The organism is Bartonella sp. AA86SXKL (genome assembly GCF_042196885.1).
The window spans coordinates 1-5,341 of sequence record NZ_JBHIRE010000044.1 but is presented as its reverse complement, the minus strand read 5'-3'; the positions used below and the strand labels follow the sequence as shown (position 1 = coordinate 5,341).

The 5,341-nt window shown below is 37.5% G+C and carries 1 protein-coding gene and 1 pseudogene; both read right to left on the bottom strand.

Going from position 1 to position 5,341, the window contains the following annotated elements; genetic code table 11:
• A pseudogene (locus tag ACFIO5_RS09180) lies at positions 1 to 1,073 on the bottom strand (hypothetical protein); the annotation flags it as partial.
• A 608-nt stretch (positions 1,074 to 1,681) separates the two neighbouring features.
• Positions 1,682 to 5,341 (bottom strand): Vomp family autotransporter (locus ACFIO5_RS09175; RefSeq protein WP_375705267.1); only part of this gene is annotated, 3,660 nt, incomplete at its 5' end.

Below are 5,341 nucleotides of genomic sequence, written 5' to 3'. Positions count from 1 at the left end.
ACATCTTCTAAGTCTTGCAATTGTCTTAGATTCACTGCGTCTGCATCTTCACTACCAGCCGCTACACCTGTAATTTGGCGCGTTTTTTTAGTATCAGCATCACCAACACTGACAGCACCTAATGTAGATTTCCAATAAGATACCTCATTCGTTGCAGGCCCCTGCAGCATAGAAGTATATCCTGAAACACCAGCAGCCCTATTGGCTACAGAATTGCTTCCTATAGCAACACCCCCTACTACCTTCACTTGCGATTTAAAGCCTAAAGCTGTACCGCTGTCCACCTCCACCCGTACAAAACGACCAACAGCAACCGCGTCATTCTTTAGTGCCACTATATCTGCACCAACAGCAACGGATCCACCTCTATGGATCTCAGATTTAGAACCTATGATAACAGATGCCGCTAGATTTTTATCTCCTTCAGCTAATACCGCCTTCGCTTTATAACCAATAACAACACTGTCCACGGTTTTCGCATTAACATTTTCACCAAAGATGACATTACTTCCCGATACACCACGTTGCATTCCCTCTGTTGAACCACTCCGTAAGATATTAGACACATTAATAATATCTGTATTTTCATCATCCTGTACAAGCTGTTGGTTTAAAGAGCTATCAACCACAAATGACCGTGGACTGACGAGAGACTTTTTATATTGCCCTCCTGCATCTAGGGTTCTTGCCAATACATTTTTGCTATCCGCCATCAAAACATTCACGACAGGACTATAATCACTTACACCAGAGAGGGTTTTAGTTAAAAAATTTGCATAGTCATCGACAGCATTAATCTTTTCTAATCCCGCTTGATTGAGTGCTGTTAAATAATTGTCTTTTGAAACAGAAGAAGCATTCAAACCAGCAACAGAGATAATGCTTTGCGGATAAGAGACACCAGCACTGTTAACACCTTCGAGAAAGGTGTTTCTAAAATCAGGATTTGCTGAAAAAACAGGTGTAACATTCGATAAAAATGTAGCCGCTGTAGCCAATGAAAGAACTTTAACAAAAGAAAAACGAGAAAATTTTAAATCGCTCCCTACTAATTTTGTATATAATTTTTTCATAATGAACTCCCCAATGAAAAAATAACTATAACCACAAAAAAAACACATTTAAACGCTACAAAGTTCTCTGAAATTGGTTTTTCTAAATATATTCAAAAGCTTAATGACTGATTGAAAAGATAGAGAAGTTGATGTTTTGTAGTTAACGTGCTTTGTTCTCTTACCTTTCCTAAAAAGGTAAGTTTTCTTGTGGTGGTTGGTTTTTTTAATCTTTAAACCTGTTGGTTGTTTTTTGCAAGGGGTAGAATTGGTTTAGTATATTGTTTTTATAACTTCCTCCAGTAAAATTGAAATACATTTAAATATATACCTTTGTATTACTAGAAAGTTTTTTAATAGATTTTTAGAGAGTGGAAGATTTTTTAGATTTAAAAGTTAAAGCAGAAAATAATGGACTTATAATTTATGAAAAAACTCATTATCTTATTTTGAAATAAGAAGTTCATTTTGTTGAAATCGTCCGGTTTTTCTGTTTTTTAAACCTGTATTTATCGTTATAGCGCTTATCAATTTATATATATATATGTATTTTTACATACGTAATAACAATTCACCCCTGCCTCATGAGACAGGGGTGAAAAGGAATTTTTTATGTATTTTGTTTATTATCAATTCAATGTCATATTGAATCCCGCACCTACACCCCAGTGACCTCCAGAAGTTGTTGCAGATATGTTAGAGCGGTATTTTCCATTTTCTGAGGTGTAACCTGCACCAAAGGCAAATGCAGACTGACTACGCCATAAACCAGTACCAAATCCAACGCTTAATTTTCCAGGTGTATCATTGTAGCGTAAGTTAGACACCGCAAGACCAATAGCCGCTGCTTGTCTTGCCTCTTTTTTCACACTCTCAATACTATAGTTTAAAACATCAAACTTCATATCTGTATATTGCTTAGCCCGATCAACAGCATCATCAATCGCATCAATCACAATATTATTAACCCGTTGATCTGTATACTGCTTGGATTCATCAAGAATAATCTTCATCTGTTCTTTAGTATAATCATGAAGTTGACCACCATTTACAGCCTCTTTCGAGCCTTTTTCAATTTTACCATCAGCGACATTATCAATCAGAACAGGTTCACTGGCATCCCCCCCCGCTAATGTGATTTTATTGGTTTTTTTGCCGTTTTCATCTCTATCATAACGAACAGCGTCCTCTTCAATGCCGTCAACTCTATTATTGATGTTATCAACTTTGGCATCAATATTGATAACTGTATCACCAATATCAGCAATCGTATTGGAAATGGTATCAACTCTGTTGGTAAGATGCTTCACATCTTTTTCGACACCAGTGACACGTTCATTGGTTTCCCAAAGTTGCCCACCATTAACCGCATCTTTCGAGCCTTTTTCAACTTTACCATCAGCTACATTGATAATTTTATTCGGCTTTCCATCGCGACCAGCATCATAGGCTTTTTCTTTATCATTCCACTTTAAAGCATCTGAATCGACCTTGTTGATGACATCATCAATACGGTTATTAATATTTGACATATTTTTATTGACGTCACCAAAAGCATCAGCGACATTATGGTGCTCTGTCTCAACAGTCGTACCATCAGCATTGACTTGAACAATCTTAAAAGTAGGATCTGTCCATTTGCCATTCTCATATTTAGCACCGCCACCGAAATAATTCGCAAGTTGGTTATTCATGGAATAAAGTTGGTTGCCCGTAATGGCATCTGTTGAACCTTGAGCAATCTCACCATCTAAAAGATACTTCAATTTGCTGTTTGTTTTCTGCCCATCTTTTTCATGACGTGCAACAAATGCTTCTTCCTCATCATCCCACAGTAAAGCATCTTTAGAGAAATTTTCAATTTTCTGATTAAACTCATTGGATACATTCGTTAAGCGTTGATTCACATCTTGAACATTATTATCAAGACCTGTTAAAGCATCACCAACATTGTAAAAATTAGCCTTCCCTACTTCACCACCTACAATAGCGGATAAAGTATATTTCAGCCCTTCAAAAGCACCGTTAATGAACTTTGCACCACCGCCAAAAAACTTTGCAATATCTGCTGATATTTTATTAATCTGACTACCATTGATTGCATCGTTGGAATTTTCAGAAATGCTACCATCTTTCACGTTATGAAGAGCAACTGGCCCGTCGTTTTTATTGCCACCTAAAGTCACACTACCATAATTAACATTACCATCGTCATTCTTATCGTAGAGAACCGCAGCAGCAGTTACTGTCTCAATATCTTTAGAAATCTTATCTATGCTTTTATCAAGTTGGTCTTTGTTAACAGCTTCATCACCATTCTCTGCCTCCCGCACGCCAGAAATTTTACGTCCTGAACCACCAACACCTGCAATATTGATCTCAGTACCCGCTGTATCCTTACCAATAGTGATAGGAGCAGAAACTCCGTCTTGCTTAACAAAACTATTTTTTACAACATCGGAAATCTTATTATCAATATTTGTGATAGAAGTATTGACACCATTAAAAGCATCAAAAATATTATGATATTCTTTATCCTGAATAAGGAAAGATGGCTCTATACCTTCGAGTACATCTGTACTGCCACCAAAATATTTCGAGGTATTTTCAGCAACTTTTGATAGATTATCAGTAACAGTTGTAACCTTCTCATTCGTAGCAAACAACTGTGAACCATTTACCGCTTCCGTTGATATTTGAGAAAGTTCTCCATCTTTCACGCCAGAAAGTGTACGATCCATGCCACCTTTATTTACAATGCTGATTTTCGTACCACCTTTTTCCTTACCAATGGTGATATCCCCTTCATTTTCCTCTTGCTTGACAAGGCTATTTTTTGTCGCATTGGAAATCTGATTAGAAATCTCCGTGATAGAATTATTGACAGAACTAAAAGCAGAACCAACATCATTATGTGTGTTGCCCTGTATCGTATAGGTTGGCGCTTTACCGTTAGCTATATCTGTATCACCACCAAAATACTTCGATATATTTGTACTTATACCGTCAAAGCCATTACCCAACTCACTAATCTTTTGGTTAGTTTTATAGAGCTGCGAACCATTTATTGCATCCGTTGAGTTAGCAGAAATATCGCCATCTAAAAGATACGTCAGCTTGCTGTTTGTCTTCTGTCCTTCTCCGTGAAGAGCAACAAATGCCCGCTCATTTTCACTCCACAACAAAGAATCTTTAGAAATACCATCAATTTTCTGAGTAAACTCATTAGCAACATGCGTCAAACGACTATTTACATTTTTGACATTCGCATCAAGCCCTGTCAATGCTGAGCCAACATCAGTATGTACCTTCTGTTCTACAGTGCCATCTGCAGAAACAGTAGATAAATTATATCTTGGTCCTAAAAAAGAACCATCTTGAAATACACTACCCCCGCCAAAAAACTTTGCAATATCTCCGGATATTGTATTAATCTGGCTACCATTGATAGCATCATGCGAACCTTCAGCAATTTTGCCATCTTTGACATTCAAAAGAGCAACTGGTCCTGTACTCTTACCGCCACCTAAAGTCACACTGTTATAGTTAACACTGCTATCATCATTCTTATCATAGAGAACTGCAAACGCACCACCCTCCTTAATATTGTTAATAGTATCAGTAATAGTTGCAATATGACCATCAAGTTGCTTTTTATTAACGGCTTCATCATCGTTTTCTGCAGCTTTTAAGCCTGCGATAGTCCGAGCTCCCTCACTGCCTGCAATATCAATTTTCGTACCACCTTTTTCCTTACCAATGGTGATATCTCCTTCATTTTCCTCTTGCTTGACAAGGCTATTTTTTGTCGCATTGGAAATCTGATTAGAAATCTCCGTGATAGAATTATTGACAGAACTAAAAGCAGAACCAACATCATTATGTGTGTTGCCCTGTATCGTATAGGTTGGCGCTTTACCGTTAGCTATATCTGTATCACCACCAAAATACTTCGATATATTTGTACTTATACCGTCAAAGCCATTACCCAACTTACTAATCTTTTGGTTAGTTTCATAGAGCTGCGAACCATTTACTGCATCCGTTGAATCTTCAGAAATGTCTCCATTCAAAAGAGAGGTAAGCTTGCTGTTTGTCTTCTGTCCTTCTCCGTGGAGAGCAACAAATGCCTGCTCATCATTACTCCACAACAAAGCGTCCCCTTTGACTTCTTGTGTAATATTCGTGATTTTTTCATTGACATCTTTTACTACATTCGTCAGATGCGTATTCACACTCTTCACATTCGCATCAAGACCACTCAAAGCTGAGCCAACGTCATGATAATT